Genomic DNA, 693 nt, shown 5'->3' on the forward strand with positions numbered 1-693 from the left:
TTCTCTTTGTTGTGGTAAACAAGAGTGTAAGGCGTTGCTTATTTTTTTCAACTATCTCCCAATTCTATACAGCCCCTAGGCTCTCATAGTGAACTTGAGATCTAAGGCACAGGAGCCCATCCCAGATTCTGTGTAAGTATGGATCGGGGGTAAGCAGCAGTGACACAGAGTTTGGGAAACTCCCCCGCGAGACCTAACATTTACGGCATCTCCTCACCAAACCAAGGGAATGAAGTCAAAATGATTCTAATAACAACGAGAGGTAAGTATGAATAAGCAAGATATCATTAGCGAGTTGGCACCAAAATTAAATGTGAATCAAGATGAGGCAAGGGTTGTACTAAACTCAGTTTTGGATGTTTTAGCCGACTCTTTAGCTAACCTCGAAGAAAATGAAAGATTGAAGTTAGTAGGGTTTGCAAATTTTCAAAAGGTTAAGCGCAAGAGTCGTTTAGGTAGAAACCCTAAGACAGGTGAAGCAGTAGAGATACCTGAAAAGCTAGTCATCAAGACGACAATTAGTGAAAATCTAGTAGATAGCTTTCAGTAATTGCTCGAGGAGTTTTAACTTATCGGCGGTTCAATGACCTAAGTAATGGTATTGGCTTTTAGTATTGTATTGATAGTGTTGTTTACGCGAGACCATCCCGAATTCTGTGTAACTGCCGTTTAGATTAAATGCTTGCTGATACG

General features: G+C 40.4%; 1 protein-coding gene. It reads left to right on the forward strand.

The features are described from left to right. Nucleotides 1-268 precede the first annotated feature (268 nt). Nucleotides 269-550, forward strand: a complete 282-nt coding sequence (locus EI164_RS16610) for an HU family DNA-binding protein (RefSeq protein WP_192529667.1) — start codon at nt 269-271, stop codon at nt 548-550. The last annotated feature ends 143 nt before the right edge of the window (nt 551-693 follow it).

The organism is Psychrobacter sp. FME13, assembly GCF_014861395.1.
Classification (GTDB): Bacteria; Pseudomonadota; Gammaproteobacteria; order Pseudomonadales; family Moraxellaceae; genus Psychrobacter.